Annotated in this window: 22 protein-coding genes and 2 tRNA genes; 12 read left to right on the forward strand and 12 right to left on the reverse strand. The window is 72.1% G+C overall.

All coding sequences use genetic code 11. From position 1 onward, the window contains the following. Window positions 1–8 precede the first annotated feature (8 nt). Window positions 9–2,549, reverse strand: coding sequence for an aminopeptidase N (pepN, locus tag ACVWW9_RS10840; RefSeq protein ID WP_456515515.1), 2,541 nt, complete (start codon window positions 2,547–2,549; stop codon window positions 9–11). A gap of 87 nt (window positions 2,550–2,636) precedes the next feature. Here pepN and ACVWW9_RS10845 point away from each other — a divergent pair, with 87 nt between their 5' ends. Genes ACVWW9_RS10845 through ACVWW9_RS10855 form a run of 3 tightly spaced genes read left to right on the forward strand, consistent with a single transcriptional unit; the run spans window position 2,637 to window position 4,816 of the window. Beyond that, window positions 2,637–3,296, forward strand: coding sequence for a mycothiol-dependent nitroreductase Rv2466c family protein (locus ACVWW9_RS10845; protein WP_456515516.1), 660 nt, complete (start codon window positions 2,637–2,639; stop codon window positions 3,294–3,296). Next, entirely contained in the window at window positions 3,296–3,781 is a 486-nt protein-coding gene (locus ACVWW9_RS10850; RefSeq protein ID WP_456515517.1) for a ribose-5-phosphate isomerase, read from the forward strand. Before ACVWW9_RS10845 ends, ACVWW9_RS10850 begins: the two co-directional genes overlap by 1 nt. Window positions 3,782–3,796: 15 nt before the next feature. Next, window positions 3,797–4,816 carry an Fpg/Nei family DNA glycosylase gene (locus ACVWW9_RS10855; protein ID WP_456515518.1) on the forward strand — a complete coding sequence of 340 codons (1,020 nt, stop codon included), beginning with the start codon at window positions 3,797–3,799 and terminating at the stop codon, window positions 4,814–4,816. Between the two features lie 9 nt (window positions 4,817–4,825). On the opposite strand, the gene ACVWW9_RS10860 is transcribed toward ACVWW9_RS10855, so the two are convergent. Further along, window positions 4,826–5,476: a hypothetical protein gene (locus tag ACVWW9_RS10860; RefSeq protein ID WP_456515519.1), complete on the reverse strand. Its 651-nt coding sequence runs from the start codon at window positions 5,474–5,476 to the stop codon at window positions 4,826–4,828. Between the two features lie 97 nt (window positions 5,477–5,573). Next, window positions 5,574–7,034 carry a DUF222 domain-containing protein gene (locus ACVWW9_RS10865; RefSeq protein ID WP_456515520.1) on the reverse strand — a complete coding sequence of 487 codons (1,461 nt, stop codon included), beginning with the start codon at window positions 7,032–7,034 and terminating at the stop codon, window positions 5,574–5,576. Window positions 7,035–7,212: 178 nt separating this feature from the next. Between ACVWW9_RS10865 and ACVWW9_RS10870 the strand changes: the two genes are divergently transcribed. Next, complete coding sequence (locus ACVWW9_RS10870) at window positions 7,213–7,722, forward strand: hypothetical protein (protein ID WP_456515521.1); 510 nt, start codon at window positions 7,213–7,215, stop codon at window positions 7,720–7,722. Window positions 7,723–7,725: 3 nt separating this feature from the next. Here ACVWW9_RS10870 and ACVWW9_RS10875 read toward each other — a convergent pair. Then, window positions 7,726–7,796, reverse strand: a tRNA-Gly gene (locus ACVWW9_RS10875). 92 nt (window positions 7,797–7,888) lie between these two features. Here ACVWW9_RS10875 and ACVWW9_RS10880 point away from each other — a divergent pair. After that, window positions 7,889–9,322: a GH1 family beta-glucosidase gene (locus ACVWW9_RS10880; protein WP_456515522.1), complete on the forward strand. Its 1,434-nt coding sequence runs from the start codon at window positions 7,889–7,891 to the stop codon at window positions 9,320–9,322. Window positions 9,323–9,343: 21 nt separating this feature from the next. Here the strand turns inward: ACVWW9_RS10880 and ACVWW9_RS10885 are convergent, their stop codons facing one another. Both ACVWW9_RS10885 and ACVWW9_RS10890 read right to left on the reverse strand, forming a co-directional pair. Beyond that, window positions 9,344–10,033 carry a TetR family transcriptional regulator gene (locus tag ACVWW9_RS10885; RefSeq protein ID WP_456515523.1) on the reverse strand — a complete coding sequence of 230 codons (690 nt, stop codon included), beginning with the start codon at window positions 10,031–10,033 and terminating at the stop codon, window positions 9,344–9,346. A 98-nt stretch (window positions 10,034–10,131) separates the two neighbouring features. Beyond that, window positions 10,132–10,821 (reverse strand): fasciclin domain-containing protein, encoded by a 690-nt coding sequence (locus tag ACVWW9_RS10890; protein WP_354261282.1) that lies wholly within the window; start codon window positions 10,819–10,821, stop codon window positions 10,132–10,134. Window positions 10,822–10,981: 160 nt separating this feature from the next. On the opposite strand from ACVWW9_RS10890, the gene ACVWW9_RS10895 reads away from it, so the two are divergent. The 3 genes from ACVWW9_RS10895 to mmuM all read left to right on the forward strand — a co-directional run bounded on the left by ACVWW9_RS10895 (window position 10,982) and on the right by mmuM (window position 13,981). Further along, the gene (locus ACVWW9_RS10895) at window positions 10,982–12,769 is read left to right on the forward strand and encodes a redoxin domain-containing protein (protein WP_456515524.1); all 1,788 of its coding nucleotides are present in this window, start codon (window positions 10,982–10,984) and stop codon (window positions 12,767–12,769) included. Between the two features lie 211 nt (window positions 12,770–12,980). Beyond that, window positions 12,981–13,055, forward strand: a tRNA-Pro gene (locus ACVWW9_RS10900). Between the two features lie 26 nt (window positions 13,056–13,081). After that, the gene (mmuM, locus tag ACVWW9_RS10905; RefSeq protein ID WP_456515525.1) at window positions 13,082–13,981 is read left to right on the forward strand and encodes a homocysteine S-methyltransferase; all 900 of its coding nucleotides are present in this window, start codon (window positions 13,082–13,084) and stop codon (window positions 13,979–13,981) included. Between the two features lie 44 nt (window positions 13,982–14,025). On the opposite strand, the gene ACVWW9_RS10910 is transcribed toward mmuM, so the two are convergent. The 3 genes from ACVWW9_RS10910 to ACVWW9_RS10920 all read right to left on the reverse strand — a co-directional run bounded on the left by ACVWW9_RS10910 (window position 14,026) and on the right by ACVWW9_RS10920 (window position 16,700). Continuing rightward, entirely contained in the window at window positions 14,026–14,586 is a 561-nt protein-coding gene (locus ACVWW9_RS10910) for a flavin reductase family protein (protein WP_456515526.1), read from the reverse strand. A gap of 12 nt (window positions 14,587–14,598) precedes the next feature. Beyond that, window positions 14,599–15,924 carry an NtaA/DmoA family FMN-dependent monooxygenase gene (locus ACVWW9_RS10915; protein WP_456515527.1) on the reverse strand — a complete coding sequence of 442 codons (1,326 nt, stop codon included), beginning with the start codon at window positions 15,922–15,924 and terminating at the stop codon, window positions 14,599–14,601. Between the two features lie 92 nt (window positions 15,925–16,016). Continuing rightward, window positions 16,017–16,700, reverse strand: a complete 684-nt coding sequence (locus ACVWW9_RS10920; protein WP_456515528.1) for an NADPH-dependent F420 reductase — start codon at window positions 16,698–16,700, stop codon at window positions 16,017–16,019. A gap of 89 nt (window positions 16,701–16,789) precedes the next feature. Between ACVWW9_RS10920 and ACVWW9_RS10925 the strand changes: the two genes are divergently transcribed. Beyond that, a complete protein-coding gene (locus ACVWW9_RS10925) occupies window positions 16,790–17,179 on the forward strand; it encodes a MerR family transcriptional regulator (protein WP_456515529.1) in 390 nt (129 codons plus the stop codon). Window positions 17,180–17,263: 84 nt separating this feature from the next. On the opposite strand, the gene ACVWW9_RS10930 is transcribed toward ACVWW9_RS10925, so the two are convergent. Beyond that, complete coding sequence (locus ACVWW9_RS10930; RefSeq protein WP_456515530.1) at window positions 17,264–17,770, reverse strand: hypothetical protein; 507 nt, start codon at window positions 17,768–17,770, stop codon at window positions 17,264–17,266. 56 nt (window positions 17,771–17,826) lie between these two features. Between ACVWW9_RS10930 and ACVWW9_RS10935 the strand changes: the two genes are divergently transcribed. Continuing rightward, the gene (locus tag ACVWW9_RS10935) at window positions 17,827–18,846 is read left to right on the forward strand and encodes a nitronate monooxygenase (protein WP_456515531.1); all 1,020 of its coding nucleotides are present in this window, start codon (window positions 17,827–17,829) and stop codon (window positions 18,844–18,846) included. Between the two features lie 102 nt (window positions 18,847–18,948). Continuing rightward, a complete protein-coding gene (locus ACVWW9_RS10940; RefSeq protein ID WP_456515532.1) occupies window positions 18,949–19,389 on the forward strand; it encodes a CHRD domain-containing protein in 441 nt (146 codons plus the stop codon). A gap of 6 nt (window positions 19,390–19,395) precedes the next feature. On the opposite strand, the gene ACVWW9_RS10945 is transcribed toward ACVWW9_RS10940, so the two are convergent. Further along, a complete protein-coding gene (locus ACVWW9_RS10945) occupies window positions 19,396–19,905 on the reverse strand; it encodes a mycothiol transferase (RefSeq protein ID WP_456515533.1) in 510 nt (169 codons plus the stop codon). Window positions 19,906–20,097: 192 nt separating this feature from the next. Here ACVWW9_RS10945 and ACVWW9_RS10950 point away from each other — a divergent pair, with 192 nt between their 5' ends. Then, window positions 20,098–21,738 carry a Na+/H+ antiporter gene (locus tag ACVWW9_RS10950; protein WP_456515534.1) on the forward strand — a complete coding sequence of 547 codons (1,641 nt, stop codon included), beginning with the start codon at window positions 20,098–20,100 and terminating at the stop codon, window positions 21,736–21,738. A gap of 9 nt (window positions 21,739–21,747) precedes the next feature. Here the strand turns inward: ACVWW9_RS10950 and ACVWW9_RS10955 are convergent, their stop codons facing one another. Continuing rightward, window positions 21,748–22,683: a DMT family transporter gene (locus tag ACVWW9_RS10955; RefSeq protein ID WP_456515535.1), complete on the reverse strand. Its 936-nt coding sequence runs from the start codon at window positions 22,681–22,683 to the stop codon at window positions 21,748–21,750. Window positions 22,684–22,699: the final 16 nt, after the last annotated feature.

The raw sequence follows: 22,699 nt of genomic DNA on the forward strand, positions 1-22,699 counted from the left end.
GGCCCCGATCAGGCGTCCCGCTCCTGTGCGGCGAGCGCGCGCTCGACGCCCGCGAGGTGCTCGACGACGATGCGGCGCAGCGCCGGCACGGCCGACGTGTTGTCCGCGAGCCAGCCGCGGGTGGCATCCGCGAGCTCCTCGCTCGCGAGCGACGCCGGGTAGAGGCCGACGAGCAGCCCCTCGGCCACCTGGTAGGTGCGCGAGTCCCAGATCTGCTGGATCGCGTCGTGGTAGCGGGGGATGAGCCCGGTCAGCACGGTGGCGTCGTTGACGTGCGCGAGCCCCAGGCCCGTGTAGCGCACGATCATGTTCGAGGCGCCGGCCTCGTCGACGACGGACGCGAACGCGGCCTCCTTCGCCTCGGGCGTGGCGATGGTCGCGCGCGCACGAGCGGCGAACTGCCGGCCGGTCGCGGTGTCGTCGGCCGCCAGCTCCGCGGCGATCTCCTCCTCGCCGGCCGCGCCGTTCAGCACGAGCCCGTCGAGCAGCTGCCAGCGCAGGTCGGCGTCGATCTCGAGGCCGCTGAGCGAGGTCCCGCCGCTCAGCAGACCCCGGAGGATCTCGACGTGCTCGGGCGTCGACGCGAGGCCCGCGAAGGCGCCTGCGAACTGGAACTGCGCGTCCGACCCCGCCTCGGCGGAGGCGGCGAGCTCCCACAGGCCGTCGCCCACCCGTCGGATCGTCTCGGCGCGGCGCGACGGGTGCACGTACGAGCGGGCCGCGAGGCCGAGCTGCGCGAGGGCGAGGCGGATGGTGGTCGACTCGGTCTCGGCGCCGATGTTGGCGAGCACGAGCTCGACGTAGTCGCTCGCGGGCGTCTCGGCGTCGCGCGTCGCGTCCCATGCCGCGCCCCAGACGAGCGCGCGGGCGAGCGGGTCCTCGATCGTGCGGAGGCCCGAGAGCGCGGCGCGCATCGACGACTCGTCGAGGCGGATCTTCGCGTAGGCGAGGTCCTCGTCGTTGATGAGGATCAGCGAGGGGCGGATGTGGCCCACGAGGGAGGGCACGGCGGTCTCGGCACCGTCGACGTCGAGCTCGACGCGGTGGGTGCGGCGCAGCACGTCGTCCTCCTGCTCGTAGAAGCCGATCGCGAGGCGGTGCGGGCGGAGCGTCGGCCACTCGGCGGGGCCGGTCTGCTCGATGGTGAACGACGAGATGATGCCGTCGGCGGTCGTCTCGATGCGCGGGCGCAGCGTGTTGACGCCGGCCGTCTCGAGCCACAGCCGGCTCCACTCGGTGAGGTCGCGCCCGCTCGCCGTCTCCAGCTCGGCGAGCAGGTCGGCGAGCTCGGTGTTGCCCCACGCGTGCTTGCGGAAGTACGCGCCGACGCCCTGCATGAAGGCCTCGAGCCCCACCCAGGCGACGAGCTGCTTGAGGACGGAGCCGCCCTTCGCGTAGGTGATGCCGTCGAAGTTGACCTGCACGTCCTCGAGGTCGCGGATCTCGGCGACGATCGGGTGCGTCGAGGGCAGCTGGTCCTGGCGGTAGGCCCAGGTCTTCTCCATGGCCTGGAACGTGGTCCACGCGTTCGTCCACTCGGTCGCCTCGGCGGTCGCGAGCGTCGACGCCCACTCCGCGAACGACTCGTTGAGCCACAGGTCGTTCCACCAGCGCATCGTCACGAGGTCGCCGAACCACATGTGCGCGAGCTCGTGCAGCACGGTCACGACCCGGCGCTCGCGGATGGCGTCGGTCACCTGGGCGCGGAACACGTACGACTCGGTGAACGTCACGCATCCGGCGTTCTCCATCGCGCCGGCGTTGAACTCCGGCACGAAGAGCTGGTCGTACTTCTCGAACGGGTAGGCGACGCCGAACTGCGACTCGAAGAAGGCGAAGCCCTTGCGGGTGATGTCGAAGAGGTAGTCGGCGTCCATGTGCTCTGCGAGCGACGCGCGGCAGAAGATGCCCAGCGGGATCACGCGGCCGTCGCTCGACGTGAGCTCGGAGCGCGTGACCTCGTAGGGCCCGGCGACGAGCGCGGTGATGTAGCTCGAGATGCGCGGCGTCGGCTCGAACGACCAGACGGCGGTCTCGCCGTCGACGGCCGGCTCGGGCGTGGGCTGGTTGGAGACGACCTGCCAGCGAGCGGGCGCGGTGATCGTGAAGCGGAACGTGGCCTTGAGGTCGGGCTGCTCGAAGACCGCGAAGACGCGGCGCGAGTCGGGCACCTCGAACTGCGAGTAGAGGTAGACCTCGCCGTCGACCGGGTCGACGAAGCGGTGCAGGCCCTCGCCGGTGTTGACGTACAGCGCGTCGGAGACGACCGTCAGCTCGTTCTCGGCCGCGAGGCCGTCCAGCTGGATGCGCACGCCGTCGTTCACGCTCGCGACGTCGAGCTCGGCGCCGTTGAGCGTGACCGAGTGCACGGTGCGGGAGATGTGGTCGATGAACGTCGAGGCGCCGGCCTCCGCGGTGAAGCGCACGCTCGTCGTCGAGCGGAACACCTCGTCGCCGGTGGTGAGGTCGAGGGCGATGTCGTAGCTCTCGACCTGGATGAGCGCCGCGCGCTCCTGGGCCTCGACGCGAGTGAGGTTCTCTCCGGGCACGCTGGACTCCTTGTGACTGTGGTGCAGGTGCGACCAGCGTAGTGCCGCGCGGCGCGGCCCCCGCCGTGCCGTCGCTAGCATCGAGGCATGAGTGCGACGACCCCGATCGAGACCGTCCCCGAGGCCCAGCCGCGCGTGCGGATGTGGTTCGATCCGACCTGCCCGTGGGCGTGGATGACGTCCCGCTGGCTGGGCGAGGTCGCCGACACCCGCGGCTTCGACGTCGACTGGCAGGTGATGAGCCTGGCCGTGCTGAACGAGGGCCGTGACCTCCCCGCCGAGTACCTGGCACGGATGCCGCGGTCGATGCGCCTCACGCGCCTCGTGACCGCGGCTCGCGAGGCCGGTGGCGACGCGGTCGTGAAGCCGCTGTACGACGCGCTCGGCACGCGCATCCACCACGACCGCCGCAAGGACGACGACGCGGTCGTCGCCGAGGCGCTCGCCGAGGTCGGCCTCGACGCGTCGCTCGCCGACGAGACGGATGCGCGCGACGCGACGCTGCGCGGCACCCACCAGGCGGCGATCGACCTCGTCGGCGACGACGTCGGCACTCCGGTCGTCGCGGTCGACGACGTCGCGTTCTTCGGACCGGTCGTGAGCCCGGCGCCCACCGGCGAGGAGGCCCTGCGGCTCTTCGACGGCGTCGTCGCGGCCGCGTCGATCGACGGCTTCTTCGAGCTCAAGCGCTCCCGCACGCGCGGTCCCGTCTTCGACCGCGTCGCCGACGAGCCGCAGGTCGCCTGATGCGCGTGCACGTCGGCACCGACCACGCTGGCTTCGAGATGTCGAAGCGGCTCGTCGCCCACCTCGAGGCCGCCGGCCACGAGGTCGTCGACCACGGCCCGGCCGAGTACGACGCCGAGGACGACTACCCCTCCTTCTGCATCAACGCCGCGCGGGCGGTCGTGCGCGACCAGCGTGCGGGCGTCGAGGCGCTCGGCGTGGTCTTCGGCGGCTCCGGCAACGGCGAGCAGATGGCGGCGAACAAGGTCGAGGGCGTGCGTGCGGCGCTCGCCTGGAGCCTGCCGACCGCAGAGCTCGCGCGCGAGCACAACGACGCGAACGTGGTCGCCGTCGGTGCGCGTCAGCACTCCGAGCAGGAGATGCTCGACATCATCGACGCCTTCCTCGCGACGCCCTTCTCCGGTGCTGAGCGCCACGCGCGGCGGATCGCGCAGCTGGGGGAGTACGAGACGACCGGCAGCATCGCGGGCCACGAGATCCACTGATGGCGGCAGGCTCCGATGCCTGAGGGGCATTCCGTCCATCGCATCGCCCGGCAGTTCGGGGCGAACTTCGTCGGCAGCCGCGCCGCCGTGACGAGTCCGCAGGGCCGCTTCGAGGTGGGCGCCGCCGAGCTCGACGGCCGCACCATCACCTCGTCGGAGGCGATCGGCAAGCACCTGCTGCTGGGGTTCGACGGCACCGCGGCGGCGCCGGACCGCGTCCTGCACGTGCACCTCGGCATCTACGGCGCGTGGGACTTCGCCGGCGCGATCTCGGTCGATCCGACGATCCTCGCGAGCACGCTCGCGGTCGGCACCGCCCGGATGGGGCAGACCGGCATGCGCGGCGTCGGCGGCGGCGCCGGCACGGACGGCGAGCACGAGGACTCGATCGCCTCGATCGGAGCGCCGCGGCTCGCCCGGCTGCGAGCGGGGGAGCGCGAGACGGCGAGCGAGGTCGCGGACTTCCCGCCGGAGCCGGTCGGGCAGGTGCGCGTGCGCATCCTCACCGCGGCCGCCGTCGCCGACCTGCGCGGTCCGACCGTGTGCGAGGTGCTCGAGCCCGCGCAGGTGCGGGCGCTCGCGGATCGGCTGGGGCCCGATCCGGAGGCGCCGACCGAGTCGCGTCGGCGCGCGGAGGACCGCTTCGTCGCGCGCGCCGCGCGGTCGGGCCAGGCGATCGGACAGCTGCTCATGGACCAGTCGGTGGTCGCCGGGATCGGCAACGTCTACCGGGCCGAGCTGCTGTTCCGGGCGCGGATGGATCCGCATCGCCCCGGCAACGTCGTGCCGGAGGACGAGCTGCGCCGGCTCTGGCGGGACTGGGTGAAGCTGCTGCGGATCGGCGTCGAGACCGGGCAGATGCTCACGATCGACGGGCTGCGCGGCGCGCGTCGGGCCGCGGCGCTCGCGAACCGCGCCGACCGGCACTGGGTCTACAAGCGCGAGGGGCAGCCGTGCCGTCGCTGCGGCACCTCGATCGCGCTCGAGACGATGCAGGGGCGCAAGCTCTACTGGTGCCCCGGCTGCCAGCTCTGACGTCGCGCCTCAGCGCCACCGATACAGCGTCGCCGCGTCGATCCCCGACTCCGACGGGCTGATGACCCACGACCCGGTCGGGTCGTCGGCGCGCACCGCGACGATCACCTGCGCGACCTCGCTGTCGCCGGGCGCGAAGTCGTAGATGTAGCCGAGGTCGTTCGGCGCTGCGGCGGTCGACGCGGAGTTCTGGTCGGTGAAGGGTCCGCCGTCGGGCTGGTAGGCGAAGGTCATGTCGTGCATCGGATGCGTCGTGATGACGCCGACGTTCGTGATCTCGAGCTCGAGGATGACGAAGCGCTCGCCGGCGCGCGGCACTCCGCCTGTCATCGCGGCCAGGTCGTCGGCCGGGTCGATCGAGCGCAGGGCCGTGACCTCCCACGTGGACCCGCGGTCGGTGTGGATCGTTACGGTGTCGCCGTAGGAGAACTCGCCAGGGGCGGTCGTCGGCACCGGGGGGTCGGTGGGACCGTTGGTGGTCGGCGCGGGCGCGATGTCGCTGAAGACCGGCGTGGGGCTCGCAGGGATGGCCGGGTCGTCGGGCGTCGAGGGCGGCATCGCGACGCAGGCGGCGAGAGCGAGCGATGCGATCGCGACGAGGGCCGCGCCGAGCCGGGTCGAGCCCTGCCGGCGGGGACGGGAGACGAGCCTGGCCTGCACACCGGCACGCTACTGCGTGCGGCTGTGAGCGCGGGCGCCGCCACCACGCTGGTCGAGTAGCGCGTCGCGAAGCGGCACGCGTATCGAGACCGATCGACTAGAACGGCGCCTTCGGTGCCGGCCCGAACGTGCCTCGCCAGAGCCATTCGGTGTGGCTCTCGGTGAACCGGGGTCCGACCTGCTCCGGCTCGTCGACGTAGACGGCGCCCATGGGCGACTCGAACCGCAGCACGCCGGGTTCGAGCTGGGTGACCTTCCATCGTCTGCCGGCGGGGAGCACGGCGCCCTTGAGCATGTGATGTCGTCGGCAGAGGTGGGCGAGGTTGCCGGGGGTGGTCTTGCCTCCGTCGATCCAGGGGATGGTGTGGTCGATGTCGGCGTGCTCGGCCTTGGCGCAGCAGCCGGGCCATCGGCAGCGCTGGTCGCGCTCGCGGAGCAGCCGCCGGACCTTGCGCGATGGCCGGTAGGTGTCGGCGGCGATGACATGTCCCTTGACGGGGTCGGTGAACACGCGGGTCCACGTCTTGGTCACCCCCGCGAGCCATAGGGCGGTGTCGGGGTCGACGAGCGCGCCGCTGCGCAGCCTGGCGTTGTCACCGCTGCTGCTGTCGTCGCTGCCGTCCTCGCCGAGGAGCACGGTCGCCGGGATGACGATGCTGACCTGTGCGCGGATGCCTGCTAACGCCCGGTCGGTGGGTTCGCCCGTGAGGAGCAGGTCGCAGCAGGCGTCGGCTCGGCGCTGGTCGACGGTGCGCGGGTCGTCGGGGTCGGCGGCGCGCGCCATCTCGATGGAGCGGTCGAGGATGCCGTGGGCGAGGACGGTGGGGATGACGAGCACGAGTCTCGACATGGCGTCGGCGAGGTCGGTGACGAACACCTCGCGACCGTCCCGGGCGACGCGGTGCCGCTCGGTCAGCGGCTCCTCGATGAGCTTCTCGAGCTCGCGGCGGGCGATCCTCGCCAGCCGCGCCGGCGTCGTCGTCTCCGCGACCGGAAGCAGCGCAGCCTCGAACGCGGCTCGGGCTTCCGGCGTCTTGAGGGGTGCGCCGATGTCGGTGATGACGCGGAGGTGGCCCTGGTGGATGCGGGTCTCGCCCCAGGCGCGGAGCGTTGCGGGCCATTCGTCGAGGATCCGCATGGCGCGGTCGATCTCTGCCTCGACGGTGCGGTCGCTGCGGCGCTGGCGGAGGGCGAGCTCGTTCGCGAGGTCGCGCATGACGATCCCGGCGTCGAGGTGCGCGTCGCCTGCCTCCTCGAGCGCCAGCAGCCCGAGACCTGCGAGCGCATGGGTGCGCATCGCCTGCAGCCCGGCGATCGCGGCGTCGAGGTCGACGACGATCTTGATCGCCGACGCGCGCACATCCTGCACCGTCGGCACGGGCACGGGCGCGATCTCCGTGCCTGCCTCGACCGGCGTCACCGCGGGGGCGCCTGACTCGGCGACATCGCCGGGTCGCGGACCCCGCAGCCACAGCGGACCCTGCGCCGCGGCGGGGTCGAGCGGCACCGGCAGCTGCCGGTGCGTCGGCCACCGCGAGGCCTGGATCTCCGTCGACATGGGCGCAGTCTCCCACCGGCCACTGACATGGGGCGGCCGATCAGCGCGACGTGGAAGGGCCTGTGGAGAGCACTGCCCTCGACGGCCGAGATCGCATCCTCGTGCCTCATGCGGGCCACTGCTCGCGAGCCACATATGCTCTCCCAGACGCACGACCGATCGATCACAGGAGCCTCGGATGCTCGCACGAGACACGACTGCGCGCGGTCGACGTGCTCTGTCAGGTCGGACCGCTGGCGCGGGCGCGGTGCTCGTGGCGCTCATGGGCATGACGGCGTGCATCACGCCCCCGCCATCGTCGCCCGGCGGCGTGCCGATCACCGACGTCCAGCATGTCGAGCGCGTCGAGGAGCACTGGGAGGCGATCGACCCTGCGCTGGAGGAGGCCGGGCAGTCGATCATGATGACGTTCACCGGCTGGCCCGCAGAGACGGACGACGCTGTGTGGCACGACATGTTCGCGCTCGAGCTCGAGGCTGGTGAGGCGCTGCTCGATGCGGGCGTCGGCTATCTCGACGGCAACGGATCCGACGGTGAGATCTACCAGGTCTTCTTCGGCGGGAGTGACCATGCGGCGATGTGGTCGATCATCGAGCCGATGTACGCCGACGCTCCGCTCGCGTGGAGCGAGGTGCAGGGCTGGAGCTCCCTGGACGCCGAGGAGCCTGCGCTCGAGCTGTACCGCTGACGGAGCGGGCGACGGGAATCGAACCCGCGTAATCAGTTTGGAAGACTGAGGCTCTACCATTGAGCTACGCCCGCGTGCCCCGTGCTCGCGCGTCGGGACTGGTCGAATCTACCGCATCCGGTCGGCGCGATCCGCACCGCATCCGGCATGCACATCGGCACCCCGGATGGCGGGATACGCTCGTGCGGTGCAGCGCAGCATCCCCACAGACCTCATCCTCGGCGGCGCGACCGCCGCCTACCAGATCGAGGGCGCCGCGGCCGAGGACGGCCGTCGCCCCAGCATCTGGGACGCGTTCGCCCGCGTGCCGGGCGCCGTGATCGACGGCCACACCGGCGACGTCGCGTGCGACCACTACCACCGCATGCCCGCCGACGTGGCGATGATGCGCGAGCTCGGGCTGCAGTCGTACCGCTTCTCGACCAGCTGGTCGCGCGTATGCCCTGACGGCGGCGCGCCGAACCCCGCCGGCCTCGACTTCTACTCGCGGCTCGTCGACGAGCTGCTCGACGCCGACATCATGCCCTGGCTCACGCTCTACCACTGGGACCTGCCGCAGGTGCTCGAGGAGGCGGGCGGCTGGCCGTCGCGCGACACCGCGAGCCGCTTCGTCGACTACGCGCTGGCCGTGCACGAGAAGCTCGGCGACCGCGTCGACAACTGGACGACCCTCAACGAGCCGTGGTGCTCGTCGTTCCTCTCCTACATCGCCGGCGCCCACGCGCCCGGCCGGCAGAGCGTCGCCGACGGCCTCGCTGCCGGGCACCACCTGCTGCTCGCGCACGGCATGGCCGTGCAGGCGCTGCGCGACGCCGGCGCGGAGCGGCTCGGCATCACGCTCAACTTCACGGTCGCCGACCCGGTCGACCCGACCAATCCGTCGGATGTCGACGCCGCCCGCCGCATCGACGAGCAGTACAACCGCTTCTTCGTCGACCCGATCCTGCGCGGCAGCTACCCCGAGACGCTGCTCGCCGACGTCGGCCACCTCGGCCTCGACGCCGTCGTGCAGGACGGCGACCTCGAGATCATCGGCGCGCCGATCGACGTCCTGGGCGTGAACTACTACCACGGCGACGCGTGCTCGTTCGAGCCGCTGGCGGAGCCGATGCTGCAGGATGCGCCGACTGACCGGCCGATCCGCAGCCCGTTCCCTGCCGCGGACGGTGTCGAGATCCACCCGCGCGGGCTGCCGACGACGACCATGGGCTGGGAGGTGCAGCCCGAGGGGCTCACCCGGCTGCTGCGCCGCCTCCACGAGGACTACGCCGGCCCGAAGGGTGTCGACCTCTGGGTCACCGAGAACGGCGCGGCGTACGACGACGTGCTCGACACGGATGCGGCGACGGGCGAGCAGCGCGTCCACGACGCCGAGCGGGTCGAGTTCCTCCGCCTCCACGTCGGCGCGGTGCTCGACGCCATCGACGCGGGCGTGCCCGTCAAGGGCTACTTCTACTGGTCGCTCATGGACAACTACGAGTGGGCATGGGGCTACCACAAGCGCTTCGGCATCGTGCGGGTCGACTACGACACCCAGGAGCGCACCGTGAAGGACTCCGGGCTCGAGCTCGCGCGGATGATCCGGGAGCGCACGCTCTAGCTGCTGGCGCGGTGGCGCCGCTCACGCGTCGTCATCGGGGAGCTGCTTCAGCGCTGCCGTGAGGGCGAGCAGGTCCCGCACCTGCGCCCGCAGCAGCGGCACCGCGGTGATCCGGATCGCGCGGTCGATCATGGGCACCGCCTGCTGCAGCAGCGCCCGGGTGCGCCGCTGGTCGCGGCTGCGGTCGCTCGTCCACGCCAGCATGCCTGCCATGAGCAATCCCCAGAGCAGCTCGGGGAGGGCTCGGCGCAGCTGGCGGTCGGTCAGCAGGTCCGATCCCTCGACGAGGGTCGTGAACAGCGCCACCATCCGCTCGCGCGACGCCCTCGACGCCTCGCCGAACGGGCTGACGGGGGAGTCGGCGGTGATCGCCTGCCCGATGGCCTCGGTGGCCACCCGGTGGAACGGCGCGATCTCGTCGAGCGCGATGTCGAGCGCGATGCCCAGCCGCGCGGCGAACGGCCGCACGCCCGTGATGGCCTCGGTCGCCCGCTGCTCGATCCGGACGACCGTCTCGTCGTAGAGCGCGAGCAGCAGGTGGTCCTTCGAGGGCATCGAGAGGTAGATCGTGCCGGGCGACACCCCGGCGCGGTCGGCGATGCCGCGCATCGTCGTCGTGCGCCACCCGTCCTCGCGCAGCGCGGCGAACGCGACCTCGCGGATGCGGGCTGCGGTGCGGGCGCCCTTCGTGGCCCCGCGCTGGTTCGTCATGCACCCATCATGGCTGAACGCGTTCAGCCGGTGAAAGGCACGCACGTCGAAGGGGCCGATCCTCTCGGACCGGCCCCTTCGATGCGTGTGCTGCTGGATCAGCCCATCGACGGCGGCATGAGCACCGAGTCGATGAGGTAGACCGTGGCGTTGGCGGTCTGGACGCCACCGCAGACGACGGTCGCGGCGTCGCCGTTGACCATGAGCTCGTCAGCGTCGCCCTCGACCATGAGCTCCTCGCCCTGGACGGTCATGTGCGTGCCGGCGATCGCGTCGGGCGCGATCTGACCGGGGATGACGTGGTAGGTCAGCACCGACTCGAGCGTCTCGGCGCCCTCGGGCGTCTGCAGCATCTCGACGGTCTCAGCGGGCAGCGCCGCGAAGGCGTCGTCGACCGGTGCGAAGACGGTGAACTCGTCACCGTTCAGCGTGTCGACGAGGTCGACATCCGGGTTCAGCTGGCCAGAGACGGCCGCGACGAGCTGCGTGAGCATCGGGTTGTTCGAGGCCGCGACCGCGACCGGGTCCTGCGACATGCCGACGATCGAGCCAGCGCCGTCCGGCACCGCCTCGTCGTACATCGCGCAGCCGGCGCCGACAAGGTTGTCGTAGGCGGGGTCCATCGCGGCTTCGGTCTCCATCGACTCCTCGGAGGCGCTGGGGGCCGTCGTCGGCTCCATCGTCTCGTCGGCCGTCGTGGAGCCGCCCATCGAGCAGCCCGCGAGCACGAGCGTCGCCGTGCCGACGAGCACGAGCCCGGCCATCTTGGGGTTCTTCTTGGTGAGCATCGCTGCTCTCCTTCCCTGTTGGGTTGCCGGCCCGTGCGAGCCGGTGATGCCAGGGGTTCGGAGGCGTGCGGAGCGCGGATTGGAAGATCGCTCATCGACATCCGAGGCCATCCGGGAGGGCCGCCGCGCCGAACCAACGGCAACTCGCCAAGGAGGCACCATGCTCGCCCTGATCGGATTGCTGGGTGGATTCATCACCGGCATCTCGCCCTGCATCATCCCGGTGCTGCCCGTCATCCTCTTCTCCGGCGGCATGCAGTCCGCGCGCGACGAGCAGGCGTCGGATGCGTCCGCCGACGCCGCGCAGGGGAGCGGCGGCGTCGCCACCGCGACGCGCGCGAGCGTCAAGCAGCGGTCGATCTCGCGCTGGCGGCCCTACCTCGTGATCTCGGGCATCGTCGTGAGCTTCACGCTCATGACGCTCGCCGGCAGCCTGGTGCTGAGCCTCCTCGGCCTCCCGCAGGACGTGCTGCGCTGGGCGGGCATCATCGTGCTCGCGCTCATCGGCGTCGGCCTCATCGTGCCGCAGTTCCAGCACCTGCTCGAGAAGCCCTTCGAGAAGCTCCCGTTCCTGCAGACCGCGGGCGAGAAGTCGTCGAAGCTCCAGGGCTTCCCGCTCGGCCTCGCGCTCGGCGCCGTCTACGTGCCGTGCGCAGGACCCGTGCTCGCGGCCATCACGGTCGCCGGTTCCACGGGCCAGATCGGCGCCGACACCGTCGTGCTCACCGTCTCCTTCGCGATCGGCGCGGCGCTGCCGCTGCTGTTCTTCGCGCTCGCGGGCCGCGGCCTCGCCGAGCGCATCAAGGCGTTCCGCAAGCGCCAGGGCGTCATCCGCACCGTCTCGGGTGCGCTCATGCTGCTGCTCGCGCTCGGCCTCGTCTTCGACGTGCCCGCACGGCTGCAGCGGCTGGTGCCCGACTACACGTCGGCGATCCAGGAGTACATCGCCGGCAACGAGGAGGTGCAGGAGGCCATCTCGATCGGCGGCCTCGAGACCGAGGAGAACCAGGACCTCGACCTGTGCGACCCGGGCGCGACCGAGCTGCAGGAGTGCGGCACGGCTCCGAGCATCCGCGGCATCGACTCGTGGTTCAACACCGAGGGCGATCAGCCGATCGACCTCGCGGAGCTGCGCGGCCAGGTCGTGCTCGTCGATTTCTGGGCATACTCGTGCATCAACTGCCAGCGCTCGACGCCCCACATGAACGCCTGGTACGACGCCTACGCGGATGCCGGACTGCAGGTGATCGGCGTGCACAGCCCCGAGTACGCGTTCGAGAAGGAGCGCCCGAACGTCATCCAGGGCGCCGAAGCGCTCGGCATCGAGTACCCGGTCGCGATCGACAACTCGCTCTCCACGTGGACGAACTACCGCAACGCCTACTGGCCCGCGCGCTACCTCATCGATGCCGAGGGCACCGTGCGCAACGTGCACTTCGGCGAGGGGCAGTACCGCGAGGGCGAGCAGATGATCCGCGAGCTGCTGCAGCAGGCGAACCCGGACGTCGAGCTGCCCCCTGTCACCGAGATGTCGGACGAGACGCCGGTGAACACCGAGATCACGCCCGAGTCGTACCTCGGCACGACCAAGGTGCAGAACTTCGGTGGCGAGGAGCGCTACTCCACGCAGACCGAGGACTTCGCCTACCCGGCCGAGCAGGCTGCCGACACCTTCGCGCTCGACGGCGCGTGGCAGCTCGAGACGCAGTTCGTCACCCCGCGCGGTGACTCGGCGGACGTGCGGCTGCAGTACCGCGGCCAGGAGGTGCGGATGGTGCTGGCAGGCGAGGGCACGGTCGTCGCGGACGTCGATGGCGAGCGCGTCGAGATCCCGGTCTCGGGCACGCCGCGGTCGTACGAGCTGCTGCGAGCCGATGCGAGCCAGGAGGGCACGATCGAGGTGACGGTGCCGGCGGGCGTCGAGGCCTACTCGTTCACCTTCGGGTGATCGGCGGGCGCTGAGCGCACGCGGTGATCGACCGCGTCGCAGGCTGCGGGGAGTCCGGCGCATCTCGGGCTCCCCGCTCTGCCGACTCGACCCCTTCCCGTCGACTCGACCCGCTGCAACGGGTCCGGTTGGCGGGAAGGGGTCGCGTCGGCTGTGGATGGCGTCGCCTCAGCCGCCGGTAGACTCGCCACTCGTACGGGAGCGATCCCTACGGGGCGTAGCTCAGCTTGGCTAGAGCGCCCGCTTTGGGGGCGGGAGGTCGCAGGTTCGAATCCTGTCGCCCCGACTCCAACCTTCGGAGAGGATGTGCTCGTGGTGGCACCGAAGACGTCGCCGGTCGTTGTCCTCGATGGCGGGCTCTCCAATGCCCTCGCCGACCGCGGTCACGACCTCACGGACGAGCTGTGGACCGCCCGCCTGCTCCGCGATGCACCCGGCGAGATCGCTGCCGTGCACCGGGCGTACTTCGAGGCGGGCGCGCAGGTCGCGACGACGGCGAGCTACCAGGCGAGCGTCGACGGGTTCGAACACGCGGGCATGGCTCGGGCGGAGGCCGAGGCGCTCATCCGGCGGAGCGTGACGATCGCCCGCGAGGCGCGTGACGAGGTCACCGCTGTGACCGGCGACCGCGCGGTCCGGCTGGTCGCCGCATCCGTCGGCCCGTACGGCGCTGTGCTCGCCGACGGGTCGGAGTACCGCGGCCGCTACGGCATGACCCGGAACGCGCTCCGCGACTTCCACGGGCCACGCATGGAGCTGCTCGTGAGCGCCGGGCCCGACCTGCTCGCACTCGAGACGATCCCGGATCTCGACGAGGTCTCGGTCCTGCTCGATCTCGCTGAGGAGCTCGGAACGCCCGCCTGGCTGTCGTGCACCATCGCCGGAGATCGGCTGCGGGACGGTCGTCCGATGGCCGAGGCGTTCGCGCTCGCCGCCGACCGCGAGCACATCGTGGCGGTGGGCGTGAACTGCTGTGCGCCCGGCGATGCGCTGCGGGCGGTGCGCGCCGCGGTCGCGGCGAGCGGCAAACCCGCTGTCGTCTACCCCAACTCCGGCGAGAGCTGGGACGGCGCAGGCCGTCGATGGATCGGCGAGCCTGGATTCGACGCCGCGCTCACCGGCTCCTGGGCCGAGGCGGGCGCCCGCTTCATCGGCGGATGCTGTCGAGTCGGCCCAACCGCCATCGCCGAGATCGCGCGAACGCTCGGGTGAGGATCGGCACGGGCGGTGCGCTCCCGGGGAAGACGAGTGGCAGGTCAGCCCGCGGCTGGTGGACGGTGTGACGCTGCATCGTACGTGCCCTGGCTGCGCAGCCCGAGGTACGTGCGGTCGAGGTAGATGAGCGGTCGTGCGTCGCGCCGCGGAGCATCGCTCTCGAGGCCGAGCAGGGTGACGAGGAAGCTGCTCCCGGCGGGGATCCGGTCGAGGACACGGGCCCGCACCCGCGCCCGCACGCCATGCAGCACGGGCTCGCCTGTCGGCAGGCGATCCCACCCGCGGTCGGCGAACCGGTCGATGCCGGGCGTCGCGAAGCGAGCCGACACGTCGGCCTGGTCGGCCGAGAGGAAGTTGACGACGATCGTCTCGGCAGTCGAGAGCGCGGGCCAGGACGATGACGTGCCGGCGACGGAGAAGGCGAGCACCGGCGGGCTGGCGGAGACGGAGATGACCGACGTCGCGGTGAAGCCGACGGGCCCCGTCGACCCCTCGAGCGTCACCACCGCGACCGCGGCTGCATGCTGGCGGAAGATCGCGCGGTACCGATCCTGGTCGAGGACCGCCTCGACGGTCGGGGACTGCGCGTGCTGGTGCGGCATCTCGCGGCCCACCTATGAGACGCGCGGGTCGAGGCCGTACTGCGCCGGCGCCCCGAGGTGGTCGCGGAGGGTGGCTCCCTCGTAGTCGTGGTGGAAGAGCCCGCGCTCCTGCAGGATCGGCACCACCTCGTCGACGAAGGTGTCGATGCCGTCCTCGTTCACGTCGATCGAGACCCAGAAGCCGTCGCAGGCGCCCGCCTCGAACCACTCCTGCATGTGGTCGGCGGTGACGGCGGCGGTCCCGACGGGGGTCGGGTGGTAGTCGATGACGCCGTGGGCGAGGATCTCGCGCAGCGTCCACCCCTCCAGCGCGACCTCGAGCGCGTGTGCGGAGCGCGGGTCGAACTCGCTGGCGCGCGCGATGGCGAGCTGCGACGCGCTCAGCGGGTCGTCGAGCTGCCTCGCGTCGAGGGCGAGGCCCAGCATCGAACCCAGGTAGGACACGCGGGCTGGGGCGCTGTGCTGGCCGAGCATCACTCGTCGATCGAGCGCCGCCCGCTTCGTGGGGCCGATCGCCGGCATGACCCCGGCGAAGAACTTCACCTCGTCGGGGTCGCGGCCGGCCCGGCGTGCGGCGTCCCGGACGGCGTCGCGCTGGCTGCGCGCATCCTCGATGGTGAAGGCCGCGCCGATGACGCCGCTCGCGTAGCGTCCGGCGAGCTCCACGCCGTTCGCTCCGCCGCCCGCGGAGAAGATGACGGGCTGCCCCTGCTCGGACGGGGGGATCGGCAGCGGGCCGCGGGAGGCGACGTGCTGCCCCTGGAGGTTGATCGGCTGGATCCTCTCGGGGTCGGCGAACCGGCCGCCCTCGACGTCCCGCAGCCACGCGTCCCGCTGCCAGCTGCCCCAGAGCGCCTGCGCGATCTGGATCGTCTCGTGCGCCCGCTGGTAGCGCTCCGGCCGGGGCGCGATCGCCTGGCCGTAGTTGGCGGCCGCGCCGGGGTCGCTCGTGGTGACGGCGTTCCAGCCGGCGCGCCCGTGGCTCATGACGTCGAGCGCCTTGAACTGCCGGGCGATGTTGAACGGCTCGTTGAAGGTCGTGGAGCCGGTGGCGACCAGGCCGATGCGCTCCGTCTCGCGCGCGATCGCCGCGAGCGTCAGCATCGGCTCGAGCGTGATCTGGGGAGACTCGCTGGCGAGATCGCCCTGCAGGCCGGGGAAGTCGGGCAGGAACAGGAAGGCGAGCTTCCCGCGCTCCGCGGCCTGCGCGTAGCGCACCTGCGCGTCGAAGCTGGCGTAGTTCGCGGGATCCACGCCCGGGAAGCGCCACGCGGCTCCCTGGGATCCGTATCCGTTGCCCAGGTGCATCCCCAGGATCATCGTGCGGTCGTTGCTCAAGTTCGTCCTTCTCGTGGATGCGGCGCTCGGCAGGCGTGCCGAGGCGCGGCGGATCGGCCGCGGGGCGTCCCGCGGCATTGGGTGGTGCCGGCTCAGAGGTCGCGGTACCGCTTGGCCTCGGCGAGCCGGTCGCTCAGCTCTTCCCGCCCGACGGGTCCGCCCTCGTTCGGGTCGGTGCCGGCGAAGTAGGGGGCGGTGTACGCGGGCATGTCGCGCTGGAAGCGCCACCCCTCGGCCAGCGGCCCGACGTCGAGCGCGTCGTAGCCGATCGCATCGAGGAACGCCGTCACCGCCGCCTTCGCCGCGGTGTCGTCACCGGCGATCGGGAGCACCGAGCGGTCGGGGTCGCCGGACGGCCGGCCCAGGCTCGCCAGGTGCGGGAAGTAGATGCTGTTGAACGCCTTCACGACGGTCGACTCCGGCAGGTGGGCTTGCAGCAGCTCCGCCGTGGTCGTCGACTCGTCGTCGAGCGCAGGGATGTGACCGTCGCGCTCGGGGTAGTAGTTGTTCGTGTCGATGACGGTCTTGCCGCGCAGCTCGGCGACCGGCACGTCAGGGTAGGCGCGCAGCGGCACCGAGACGACCACGAGGTCGCCCGCGGCTGCGGCCTCTGCCGGCGTCGCGGCTCGTGCACCGGGACCGAGCTCCGCGACCAGGTCAGCGAGCGTCTCCGGACCCCTGCTGTTGCTCAGCACGACCTCGTAGCCCGCGGCGATCGCCAGGCGCGCGATCCCGCCGCCGATGTTGCCGCTGCCGATCAAGCCGATGGTCGTCATGGTGCTCCTCCTGTTGGCGTCCGAACGTGCACTGCTAGTCTCAACGTTGTCATCAGTGTCAAGGTCAAGTCGACGTCAGGATCGTGCACATGCGCATCGGAGAGCTCGCTGCGAAGACCGGGGTGCCGGCGAGGATGCTGCGCTACTACGAGCAGCAGGGACTCATCACGCCCCATCGGCTGAGCAACGGCTATCGGGACTACGACGAGTACCTCGTCGACCGGGTGCAGAAGATCCGGGGACTCGTGGATGCGGGCATCCCCACTCGGATCGTGGCGGACATCCTCCCGTGCCTGCATCAGTCGCGCACGATCGTCGTCCATGACGCGGAACCGGGCCTGCGGCAGCTGCTCGTCAGCGAGCGTGACCGCATGACCGAGAAGATCGCCTTCTTGACGCAGAACCGCGACGCGATCACCGCCTACATCGACGCGATCGACGCATCGCACGACCAGACGCGGGAGCGGCTTGCGAGCTGAGGTCTGCCGCCGCATCCGGCGAGGGCAGGCGTGCCACAGTGCCGTCCTCGCGATCGGCCGCTGCGGGCGCGAGTCGGCGCGCCGCTACTCCCAGCGGCTCGGATCCGGTGGGTCGCCGGGCGCCCAATCGCGCGCCTGGAAGTCCGTGCGGACCGGCTCCCCGGCGTCGACGAGGGTCCCCGACGCGTCGGCGTGCCATGCCCGCACGCTCACCTGCTGGACCAGGTCGCTGACCTCGCTCTGGCCGATCGCGACGGCGAGCGCCGTGCCCGCCACGATGAGCTCGTCCCGAGTCGGCGGCTCCTCGGCGCAGAGGCGCACGTGGGCCTCGAGCATGGTCGGGTCGGCATCGGTCCGCTCGACGATCGTCCGGGTGGACAGGTGCATGCCCTCGGGCAGGGGAGCCGAGCGCAGCGCGGCGGCGATCTGCTCGCTGCCGGGTGGGAGGAAGACGTCGTTGGTCTGCAGATCGCACGTCACGACGCTCGCGCTCGCGATGCGCGGACGCTCGAGGCGGTCCTCCTCCGCCGATGCGCAGGCTCCCACAGCGAGCGTCACCAGGAGGATCCCGCCGAAGGCAGCCGCGCGCATGGGCAGAGCGTAGCGAGGCCGCACCGGCGGAGTCGGCCCTGCGACAGGATGGAGGCGTGACCCTCGCCGCACTGCTGCACGACGCCCGCCCGGTGATGGTCGCGCCGATGGCGGGCGGGCCGAGCACGCCCGAGCTGGTCGCACGGGCGGCCACGGCGGGCGCCTTCGCCCAGCTCGCCGGCGGCTACAAGAGCGCGGAGGCGCTCGCGAGCCAGATCGACGAGGTGCGCGCTCGCGGGATCGAGCGCTTCGGCGTCAACCTCTTCGTGCCGAACCTCCACCCGATCGCCGACGCCGACTACGAGGCCTACGCCGAGCGCATCAGCGACGAGCTCGGGGCCGGACCCGTCGCCGCCAATCGCGAGGACGACGACGCGTGGGATGCGAAGGTCGCGCTGCTGCTCGAGGCACGCGTGCCGCTCGTGTCGTTCACGTTCGGGCTGCCGGACCGCGCGGTCCTGGCCGCGTTCGCGGACGCCGGCATCGCGACGATGCAGACGGTCACCTCGGTCGACGAGGCTCGAGACGCCGCAGCGTCCGGCGTGGACGCGCTCGTCGTGCAGGGCTCCGCCGCAGGCGGGCACTCCGGCATCTGGGCGCAGGACGCGCTGCCGGTCGACATGCCGCTCCTCGAGCTCGTGGCAGAGGTGCGCGCCGCATCGACGCTGCCGATCGTCGCCGCGGGCGGCATCGCCCGCCGCGAGCAGGTGCGGGCGCTGCTCGGGGCCGGCGCGGATGCGGTCGCGATCGGCACCGCCGCCCTCCTCGCCGACGAGGCGGGTACCTCCGCGACGCATCGCGCCGCGCTCGCCGACCCCCCGTTCGAGCGCACGACGCTCACGCGCGCCTTCACCGGCCGTCCGGCGCGGGCGCTCGTCAACGGCTTCGTCGAGCGGCATGACGCCGGCGCGCCCTCCGGCTACCCGGCGCTGCACCACCTCACGCGCGCGATGCGCGCCGAGGCGGCAGCCGCGGGCGACGCGTCGCGGCTGCACCTCTGGGCGGGCGAAGGCTGGCGGGAGGCGAGGCAGGCGCCGATCGCCGAGATCCTCGACGACCTCACGCCTGAGCGCTGAGCTGCTGAACCCTGAGCGGCTGAACGGGGCATTGTGCGCGGCACGTGCTCGGCGTAGCGTCCGGATCGACCAGGGGTCGGCCCTGAGAAGTGAGCACACGCCATGCGCACGACACGCACCACCCGCATCACCGCCCTCACCTTCGCCGCAGCTGCGGCGTTGACGCTCGCCTCCGCCGGTGCCGCGAATGCCGCGCCCGCGATCCCGCTGAACGGCGGGCAGGAGGTGCCCGCACCGAACGACTTCGGCGCGCACGGCTGGTTCAGCTACGAGATCGACGGCGACCAGCTCTGCTACACGCTCGAGGTCGACGGCCTGTCGGCTCCGGCCGTCGCCGCGCACATCCATGTGGCACCGCGCAACGCGCCCGGTCGTGTGGTCGTCCCGCTGTCCGTCGTCGCCGCCACGAGCTTCGAGGTGGACACGTGCACGACCGCCGATCCGATGCTGCTCGCCGCCATCGAGGCGAACCCGCGGGGCTACTACGTCAACGTGCACACCCCGACCAACCCGCCGGGTGAGATCCGCGGGCAGCTGAAGTAGCGGTCGCTACCGCTGCACCCGCCCGAGCGCCGCGAAGCGCAGCATGTGCGCTTGGCCAGCGTGCAGCGCGTACTCGTCGATCATCTTGATGAGCACATGCGAGAGCGGTGCCGCGCTGCCGCGCCCGGGAGCGTCGAGCGCCGGCATGGCGGCGATGGCGGCGTCCGCCCGCTCGATCTCCGCGAGGTACAGCCGCACGTCGTCCTCGACGGTCGCCGCGGATCCGCCCGCGTAGTCGTCGTCGCCATAGGTCTCGATGCGCTCGCCGCCGCCGAGTCCCCACGTCAGGTAGTGGTGCTCCATCTGCTGCATGTGACGGATCAGGCCCAGCACCGACAGCTCGGCCGGCGGCACCGACCACGCGGCGAGCTGCTCGGGGGAGAGGTCGCGCCACTTGCGGCGGAACTCGTGCCGCTGGAACGCGAGCCAGTCGAGCAGGCTCGCGTGCACGTCCGGCTGCGGCGTGGGCTCGTCGCGCCGCGCGAGGTCGAGGCTCGAGAGCAGATCGGCGGCCATGGCGTCCTCCTGGATCGGCTCCCAGTCTCGCCGTGCGGCCCCGTGAGCGCGACCGGCAGCGCGAGAGGGGCACCGACAGGCCCTGCCGCGGTCGTCCCCACCGGCCGCACCATGGAGATCCGTCGCCGAAGCGACATCGCTGCGTCATCGCGGCGACACGGCCGCGCGGGACGCTTGCAGGGGAGGTGCGCGATGGATGGACTCGAGGTGACGGTGCTGCTCGGCGCATCGGTGCTCGTGGGGGTGCTGCTCGCACCCAGGCTGCGCCTCGCGGCGCCGCTGCTGCTCGTGCTGCTCGGCCTGCTGCTCGGCTTCGTGCCGGAGCTGCGCGAGATCCAGCTGCCGCCCGAGACGATGCTGCTCGTCTTCCTGCCGGTGATGCTCTTCTGGGAGAGCCTCACCACCTCGCTCCGCTCCATCCGGCGCGACCTGCGCGGCATCGTCATCGCCAGCACGTTGCTCGTCGTGGCGACGGCCTTCGCCGTCGCGGGTATCGCGCACCTGTTCGGGGTGCCGTGGGAGGTCGCGCTCATCCTGGGTGCGGCGGTCGCGCCGCCGGATGCGACGGCCGTCGCCGCGCTCGGACGCTCGCTGCCGCGCCGCAACTTCATGCTGCTGAAGGCCGAGAGCCTCACGAACGACGGCACCGCGCTCGTCGTGTACGCGATCGCGGTCGGCGTCGCCGTGGGCGGCCGGTTCACGCCGCTCGACATCACCGGGATGGTGCTGCTCTCGTACCTCGGCGGCGCCGCGGCAGGGCTCGCGGTCGCAGGCCTCGCGCTGCTGGTGCTGCGCCGGGTGCGCGACGCGATGTCGATCAACATCGCCCTGCTCGTCACACCGTTCGCCGCGTTCCTCGCCGCCGAGCTCATCCACGGCTCCGGCGTGCTCGCCGTCGTCGTCGCGGGCCTCGCGGTCTCCTATGCCAGCAGCCGCATCAGCACCGCGGCGTCGCGCCGGCAGACCGAGGCGGCGTGGCCGCTCGGCGCCGCGGTGCTGAACGGCGCGCTCTTCGTGCTCATCGGCCTCGAGGTGCAGCTCATCGCGCACCAGACCGACGCGGCCGCGCTCGGCAGGCTCGTCGCGCTCACCGTCGCGGTCTGGACCGGCCTGCTGCTCGTGCGCTTCACCTTCCTGTCGCTGAGCGCCTACGCGATCCGGATGCTCGATCGGCGGCCGTCGCAGCGCGCACGCCGCATGACCTACCGCGCGCGGGTGGTGAGCTCGGTCGCGGGCTTCCGCGGCGCGGTGTCGCTCGCGATCGCGCTCTCGGTGCCGACGGTCGCCCCGGACGGCACGCCGCTCGCGGGCCGCGAGGACATCATCTTCGTCGCTGCGGGCGTCATCGTGCTGACGCTCCTCGTGCAGGGGCCGGCGCTGCCCGCGGTGGTGCGCTGGGCGCGGCTGCCCGAGGACGCCTCCGAGCAGCGCGAGCTGCAGCTGGCCGAGCGCGCCATCACCGATGCGGCGCTCGCGGCGATGGGGGAGCTCGCCGCGAAGCACGGCATCGACGACGAGACGCGCGCCCGCCTGCTGCGCGACTACGAGGACCACCTGGTGACGACGGATGCACGCGACGAGTCGGCTGCGCGCGCCGAGACGGAGGCGGGGGAGTCCGCCGTGCTCGTCGACGCTCCGCGGCCGCAGCCCGCGCCTCCCCGTGCGCGGCACGAGCAGTACGCGCACCTTCGGCTCGCGCTGCTCGATCGCAAGCGGGAGGTGCTGCAGCAGCTGCGCCGCGAGGGCGTCGTGGACGACGCGGTCGCCAGGCGCGTGCAGTCGCGGCTCGACGTCGAGGAGCTGCGGCTCACCGGGGTCGAGCCGATCGACTGATCGACGAGCTCAGTCGCCCCGAGCAGCCCGCCGCTGCGCCACGAGCACGATGGCGACGCCGGCGGCGGCGACCGCGAGCCCCGCGAGACCGAGCGGCGTGACGGGCACGTCGAAGATCAGCCACACCCAGAGCATCGTCGTCGGCGGCGTCAGGTAGAGCAGCGTGCTCACGAACGTCGCGCCGTGCGAGCGCGTGACCGTGATGTAGAGCACGTAGCCGCCGAGGCTCGCGAGCAGCACGAGCCACAGGATGGCGAACCAGACCTCGGGCGTCGTCGGCGGCGCGGCCTGACCGCGGAGCAGCGCGACGGCCATGAAGGCGACGGCGGCGACCACGGCCTGGATCGTGATCGTCTGCAGCAGGTCGTCGTCGAGGTGCCAGCGGCGCTGCAGCACGGTGCCGGTGCCGAGGCACAGGACGGCCCCGAACGGCAGCGCGTACGCCCAGAGCGGTGCGCCCCCGCCGCCGAGCGCGCCGGAGACCACGAGGGCGACGCCCGCGAGCCCCACGACCATGCCGCACCACATCCACCGGGTGGCGCGCTCGCCGAGCACGCGGCCCGCGATCGTCGCGACGAGCATGGGCTGCAGGGCGGCGATGAGGGATGCGGTGCCGCCGTCGACACCGGCGCGCACGCCCTCGAAGACGAGCAGCAGGTAGCCGGCCTGGCTGAGCAGCCCGATGGTGCCCTGCCGAAGCCAGCTGCGCCGACCGGGCCAGTGGCGCCGCAGCACGAGCATCACGACGGCGAGGAGCGCCGCGAGCACGAGGAATCGCCACGCGAGCACGGTGACGGGTTCGCCGCCCGCGCGTGCCGCGAGCTCGGCGCCGACGAAGCCGGAGCTCCACGTGGCGATGAGCGCGACGGCCGCGATGGCGATGGCGACGGGGCCGAGCCGGCCTCGCGACGCGTCGGGCTCGTGCGAGGCAGGCGATTCGGACATCCTGCCGAGTATCGCA

The organism is Agrococcus sp. UYP33 (assembly GCF_054060915.1).

Excerpts from the sequence above, each read along its gene's own strand:
- ACVWW9_RS10845 (WP_456515516.1), top strand. The coding sequence starts at position 2,637 with ATGAGTGCGACGACCCCGATCGAGACCGTCCCCGAGGCCCAGCCGCGC.
- ACVWW9_RS10850 (WP_456515517.1), top strand. The coding sequence starts at position 3,296 with ATGCGCGTGCACGTCGGCACCGACCACGCTGGCTTCGAGATGTCGAAG.
- ACVWW9_RS10855 (WP_456515518.1), top strand. The coding sequence starts at position 3,797 with ATGCCTGAGGGGCATTCCGTCCATCGCATCGCCCGGCAGTTCGGGGCG.
- ACVWW9_RS10865 (WP_456515520.1), bottom strand. The coding sequence starts at position 7,034 with ATGTCGACGGAGATCCAGGCCTCGCGGTGGCCGACGCACCGGCAGCTG.
- ACVWW9_RS10870 (WP_456515521.1), top strand. The coding sequence starts at position 7,213 with ATGCTCGCACGAGACACGACTGCGCGCGGTCGACGTGCTCTGTCAGGT.
- ACVWW9_RS10880 (WP_456515522.1), top strand. The coding sequence starts at position 7,889 with ATGGCGGGATACGCTCGTGCGGTGCAGCGCAGCATCCCCACAGACCTC.
- ACVWW9_RS10885 (WP_456515523.1), bottom strand. The coding sequence starts at position 10,033 with ATGACGAACCAGCGCGGGGCCACGAAGGGCGCCCGCACCGCAGCCCGC.
- ACVWW9_RS10890 (WP_354261282.1), bottom strand. The coding sequence starts at position 10,821 with ATGCTCACCAAGAAGAACCCCAAGATGGCCGGGCTCGTGCTCGTCGGC.
- ACVWW9_RS10895 (WP_456515524.1), top strand. The coding sequence starts at position 10,982 with ATGCTCGCCCTGATCGGATTGCTGGGTGGATTCATCACCGGCATCTCG.
- ACVWW9_RS10910 (WP_456515526.1), bottom strand. The coding sequence starts at position 14,586 with ATGCCGCACCAGCACGCGCAGTCCCCGACCGTCGAGGCGGTCCTCGAC.
- ACVWW9_RS10920 (WP_456515528.1), bottom strand. The coding sequence starts at position 16,700 with ATGACGACCATCGGCTTGATCGGCAGCGGCAACATCGGCGGCGGGATC.
- ACVWW9_RS10925 (WP_456515529.1), top strand. The coding sequence starts at position 16,790 with ATGCGCATCGGAGAGCTCGCTGCGAAGACCGGGGTGCCGGCGAGGATG.
- ACVWW9_RS10930 (WP_456515530.1), bottom strand. The coding sequence starts at position 17,770 with ATGCGCGCGGCTGCCTTCGGCGGGATCCTCCTGGTGACGCTCGCTGTG.
- ACVWW9_RS10940 (WP_456515532.1), top strand. The coding sequence starts at position 18,949 with ATGCGCACGACACGCACCACCCGCATCACCGCCCTCACCTTCGCCGCA.
- ACVWW9_RS10945 (WP_456515533.1), bottom strand. The coding sequence starts at position 19,905 with ATGGCCGCCGATCTGCTCTCGAGCCTCGACCTCGCGCGGCGCGACGAG.
- ACVWW9_RS10950 (WP_456515534.1), top strand. The coding sequence starts at position 20,098 with ATGGATGGACTCGAGGTGACGGTGCTGCTCGGCGCATCGGTGCTCGTG.
- ACVWW9_RS10955 (WP_456515535.1), bottom strand. The coding sequence starts at position 22,683 with ATGTCCGAATCGCCTGCCTCGCACGAGCCCGACGCGTCGCGAGGCCGG.